2 protein-coding genes are annotated in these 5,249 nt (G+C 37.1%); both read left to right on the top strand.

Features of this window, described 5'->3' with window-relative positions:
* The first annotated feature begins 563 nt into the window (after window positions 1-563).
* Window positions 564-2,489 (top strand): heavy metal translocating P-type ATPase, encoded by a 1,926-nt coding sequence (locus tag AFK68_RS11780; protein WP_094672954.1) that lies wholly within the window; start codon window positions 564-566, stop codon window positions 2,487-2,489.
* Window positions 2,490-3,211: 722 nt separating this feature from the next.
* Window positions 3,212-4,882: an iron uptake porin gene (locus AFK68_RS11775; RefSeq protein WP_246844135.1), complete on the top strand. Its 1,671-nt coding sequence runs from the start codon at window positions 3,212-3,214 to the stop codon at window positions 4,880-4,882.
* The last annotated feature ends 367 nt before the right edge of the window (window positions 4,883-5,249 follow it).

The raw sequence follows: 5,249 nt of genomic DNA, 5'->3' as shown, positions 1-5,249 counted from the left end.
TGATAATATGAATCTTGATTAATTCAAAAGATTCTTTATAATTAATTAATGAGTTATTTTATCATTAATGCTTATTATGATATTATCAAAATTCATTGAAGATTTCCGCCGATTAGGTTAAAAAATGATTAAGAAATGGGTTTGAGAATATTAACCTATCCTGCTAATAAAATGCGATTAATCCTACTTTGGTTTGTCACAACCTATTTAGGATTGCTAAGTAGTCGGCGCTAATAAACTTCACTATGTAATGGAATGTTAAAGCACCTAAAACCCTTGAGATTGCTATCCGTTCCGGAATGCTCCGCAAACCTTCCACTGCGTTCCAGTCGCAATGACATACTTTTCATTAATTGATAATTGATAATTGATAATTACCTCTCCCTTTTAGGGAGAGGATTGACGCAAAGGGGGAAAAAATTTATTTTTTTTCTCTTTTAAAGGAGAGGCTTTTAACCTCAATTATTTAATTATTAATTATTAATTATTAATTACCCGGTAAATTTTTTCACATACCTACTTATATGTTGAAAAAAATATAATAAAAACCATATTTAACTCCTATGAATCAGAAAAACTTTTCTCTACCTCAATACTTACAACTTGCTCAATATTATCCAGAAGCATTTGCTGCGGGAACCTGTGCTGTACTAATTTTTTTTAGTTGGTTTTGTTTACAAATTAATTGGGTTGGTTTAGCACTATTAATTCTAGCAACAGCTTATGTAATTGGTGGTTATGAAAGTGCTAAAGAAGGTATAACAACTCTCTGTTCAGAAAAAGAATTAGATGTTGATTTATTGATGATTGTTGCTGCTTTGGGAGCTGCTGCTTTAGGTTTATGGCAACAAGAATATCACTTAATAATTGATGGGGGAGTGCTAATTTTAATTTTTGCTATTAGTGGCGCTCTCGAAACTTTTGCTATGGAACGAACCGAACGTAATATTCAAAAATTAATGGCTATTACTCCTGATACTGCCAGATTAATAGTCGATAATCAAGAAACAGAAATTCCGGTTAATCAATTAAAAATGGGAGATTTTGTCTTAGTTAAACCTGGAGAACTTATCCCGACTGATAGTATTATTATTGAAGGCAGTAGTACCATTAATCAAGCTCCAATTACAGGAGAATCTATACCCGTAGATAAGACTGTAGGAGATGAAGTTTTTGCAGGTACATTAAATGGTAATGGTGCTTTAAGACTACAAGTAAATAAATTTCCAGAAAGTAGTTTAATTCAGCGTGTAATTCGTTTAGTTGAACAAGCAAAAACTGAAACTCCACCATCTCAGAGATTTGTGGAAAAATTTGAGAAAATTTACGCCAAAGTTATAGTTATCTCAGGTTTATTACTCGGAATTTTACCGCCATTTTTATTAAATTGGAGTTGGGAAACGACAATTTATCGAGCCTTAATCTTTTTAGTAGTTGCTTCTCCTTGTGCTTTAATGGCATCAATTATGCCTACTTTACTATCTGGCATTGCTAATGGAGCTAGACAAGGAATTTTATTTAAAAATGGTGCTCAATTAGAAATGATGGGAGAAGTCAAAGCGATCGCCTTTGACAAAACAGGAACTCTCACTACTGGTAAACTACAAGTTGTTGATATTATCCCTAAAAAAGGTAAGTCAGAAAATGAAGTTTTACAGTTAGCTGCTGCCCTAGAATCTTGTTCTGAACATCCTATTGGAAAAGCTATTACTCAAGCAGCAATTATAAAAAATATTCAGTGGCAACAAGCAACTAATATCAAAGCAAAAACTGGGGAAGGAATTACAGGTATTGTTGATAATGAAATTATTAAAGTGGGCAAAGAAAATTTAATTAAGTCAGAAGTAAATAACTTTAGTTCCTACTTTTTAGATGAAAGTAATCGCCTCCAAAAAGAGGGGAAAACAATTATTTTTGTCGCACAATCACAAGAAATTATTGGCTTAATATCTGTTGCTGATACTGTCCGTTTAGAAGCTGGTCAAATGATAAATCAACTCAAGTCTATGAATATTAAATCTATAGCTATGCTGACAGGAGATAATCAAAAAACTGCTCATAGTGTTGCTCAAAATCTCGGTATAAATATGGTTTATTCTGAATTATTACCCGAAGATAAATTAACAGTAATTAAGCGCCTGCAACAACAAAATAGAAATGTAGCAATGGTAGGAGATGGTATTAATGATGCTCCTGCTTTATCCCTAGCTACAGTTGGTATTGCTATGGGTAATGCAGGTAGTGATGTTACCTTAGAATCAGCAGATATTGTGTTAATGGCAGATCGGTTAGAAAAATTAGTAGAAGCTATCAATTTAGGTCGTCGCGCTAATCGTATTATTAAGCAAAATATTACTTTTGCTATTAGCTTTATTTTCCTATTATTAGTCGCTAACTTTACTGGAAATATCAATATGCCTCTTGGGGTACTCGGTCATGAAGGGTCTACAGTTTTAGTAACATTAAGTGGTTTACGTTTACTAAAATGATAATTATATAACTAGGGCTTCCTGAAAAAGTCTTATGGGTGAGGGTAGGAGTCAGGAGTCAGGAGTCAGGAGTCAGAATGAATAGGAAATTTAGAGCTGGTAAGAGGAAGAATTATCCCTTGATTTTTCAGCCAATAGTCAACCCAAAATCCTAACTTTTAAGCTCGCTAGAACGAAAACCTTGTACTTTTTCAAGACCTAAAAATGCTGAAACATTTATCTATAGTAGGGGTGGCTTCCGCGTTAAATTAATTAGGCTTAATATTAAATTTAGATTAACCCGCCCCACCCTGCACCTAAATGACCTAATCCACTATTTTAGCTGTTTCACTTCAGTAGTTATTGCTCTGCTGATTAACTATCAAAGCATTTACAGATAAAGGTTTTAGGCTTTTTAGGTCTGCAAAAAGTACCTAGTTTTCAGCTCTTTATGCACGGTTCCCGAAAAATCAAAAAGTTAGCATTTTAGGCAAGAGTTGAGCAAAAAAAATTACTCCTGTACGGACGCCCTTATGCAACGTCCCTACCCCCGCTCCCCTACTCTGCTGTAAATTCCGAGGCCATTAATATTTTAAACTTGACAATTCCAAATTAAAGAGTTAATAATAAACAGACTCAATAAGTAATTATCCTCTGACAAGCCATGCAAAGCAGTCAGTGTAAGATATTATTTGCTTTTTATCCCTTACTTAAGTAGGGGACAGCACAAACAATTAATAGGTGTGAGTACAAAATTAATGAAAATTATTTTTAATAAAGTTAGAAAATATAGCCCCAGTATTCTCAGTGCCACATTATTTATAGCCAATCCTGCCCAGGCTAACCCCCCAATACAAATCGCCCAGGCATTTCGTCCCCTACCAATGGATGACCCCTCATTAGCAATGCCCAGTGTATCTGAGCTAGAAGCAGAAGAAACAATAGATCAAGTAACTTCTGTTTCCCAATTATCAGACGTGCAGCCTACAGACTGGGCATTCCAAGCATTACAATCATTAGTCGAACGTTATGGTTGTATCGCAGGTTATCCCGACGGCACCTACAAAGGCAACCGCGCCATGACTCGCTTTGAATTTGCTGCCGGATTAAATGCTTGCTTAGATAGAATTACAGAATTAATTGCAGCAGCAACTACTAACCTCGTTACCAGAGAAGACTTAGCTGTATTGCAACGCTTACAAGAAGAATTTGCTGCCGAACTAGCAGCATTGCGCGGTCGTGTAGATTCATTAGAAGCACGCACCGCCGAACTAGAAAGCAACCAATTTTCCACTACCACCAAACTCAATGGAGAAGTTCTGTTTTGGTTAAATGATACCTTCGGGGAAAGAGCAGCAGCCCGTGGAGAATCTTCTGGCAATGACAAAACCGAGACCTCTCTTTCTTATCGTGTTAGGCTAGAGTTTGAGACTAGCTTTACTGGAGAAGATTTGCTCTTCACTCGTCTACAAGCTAATAATCTTAATGAGTTGAGCGAACCAGAACTCACTAATACCTTAATGACTCTTGCCTCTATTGATGAAGGTGATGGTAGTGATGATTTTGGTATTGATTTGATGTTCTATCAGTTTCCCATTGGCGAACGCGCCCAAGCTCTCATCGGTCCTATTGGAGTTGACCTAGATGACGTTTCTGTAGTTTTAACACCCTTTGCAGATGAAGGGGATGGCACTATCTCTAGATTCGGACGACGCGACCCTACCATGTTCCGAGGTCCAGCTAATGCAGGTGTTGGTTTTAGCTACGCATTTAATGACAAGTTTCAAGTAAATGTAGCTTACTTAGCAGACGATCCGGCGAATCCTCAAGAGGGTGCGGGTGCATTCAATGGTGCTTATAGTGCATTAGGTCAACTTGTGATTGAACCATCAGATAGCTTGGCATTTACTCTAGGTTATGTGCGTAAGTATTGGGGTGACGATGGGGTTGATATTACTAATGGTACTGGTAGTTTTAAAGCTCAAGACCCGTTTGATGGAATAGCTACGACTGCTGATAACGTTGGTTTCCAAGCTCATTGGAGAGTTAATGAAAAGGTTGAAGTGGGAGGTTGGTTTGGTTCCACCTGGGCGCGACCTGAAACTGGCAATGATAATGATGATGATGATGTGACTATTATTAATGGAATGTTGTATTTTGCCTTCCCAGACTTATTTAGAGAAGGAAATATGGGTGGTCTAATGGTTGGGGTGCCTCCTATTGTGACTGATGGGGGTGATGATGATGCCTTGAAGGATGATGATACATCTATACATATAGAGGCAATTTATCGTTTTCAAGTTAATGATAATATCTCTTTGACTCCTGGTTTATTTGTGATTACTAATCCGAATCACGATGATGTTAATGATACTATTTGGGTTAGTACATTCCGGACTCAGTTTAGGTTTTAACTAAAATCGGCGATCGCTAAGATAATTAGGAGCGATCGCCAATTATTGTGATATTATGGTCATCTCAAAAAAAGGACAGGACTTACGCAAATTATTAAATAATACGCTATCTGTAGCGGCGAATGGCTATCTGTAGGTGCGTTTTGCTGCGCGACATATAAAGCGGACCTTTGCGTTAGCACATGGCCATTTCCGTTCCGGAATGCTCCGCAAACGCCCCTACTAGACATGGCGGTTATGCGTAATATCATGTCCGGATGATTAGGTATAAATAAAATATTTCGCGATCGAGAGGATATATTTTAATTTTTCCCCTACTCCTCTACTCCCCTACTCCCCTACTATCTTAAATTATAAGCGTTCAATC

It is taken from the genome of Hydrocoleum sp. CS-953 (assembly GCF_002260545.1).
Taxonomy (GTDB): Bacteria; Cyanobacteriota; Cyanobacteriia; order Cyanobacteriales; family Microcoleaceae; genus Trichodesmium.
This window is presented reverse-complemented; position numbering and strand designations above follow the sequence as displayed.

Excerpts from the sequence above, each read along its gene's own strand:
- AFK68_RS11780 (WP_094672954.1), top strand. The coding sequence starts at position 564 with ATGAATCAGAAAAACTTTTCTCTACCTCAATACTTACAACTTGCTCAA.